At 34.0% G+C, this 321-nt stretch carries 2 tRNA genes; both read right to left on the minus strand.

Going from position 1 to position 321, the window contains the following annotated elements:
* Positions 1-19 precede the first annotated feature (19 nt).
* Positions 20-95: transfer RNA gene (locus ACTYA4_RS22270), tRNA-His, on the minus strand.
* A 37-nt stretch (positions 96-132) separates the two neighbouring features.
* A tRNA-Phe gene (locus ACTYA4_RS22275) sits at positions 133-205 on the minus strand.
* Positions 206-321 lie beyond the last annotated feature (116 nt).

The following is a 321-nucleotide window of genomic DNA, read 5'->3' on the forward strand; positions in this document are numbered from 1 at the left end:
ATATTTATATTTTAATTAATGGGGCGAATAATGGGAATCGAACCCACGAATGTCGGAGCCACAATCCGATGCGTTAACCACTTCGCCATATCCGCCATAGTATTAATTAAGGTTTATTTATATTGTTAAAGGTGGCTCAGGACGGAATCGAACCGCCGACACAAGGATTTTCAGTCCTTTGCTCTACCAACTGAGCTACTGAGCCTTATTAATAAATTATTTTCTGTATTTATATTCTGCCTTAACCTTCAATCTGATTTTTTTCAAGATGTTTTCTCTTTGAAGTAAATTTTCGAAATCCTTTTATTTTTAAAAAATATA

This window comes from Niallia yueguangensis (genome assembly GCF_052663115.1).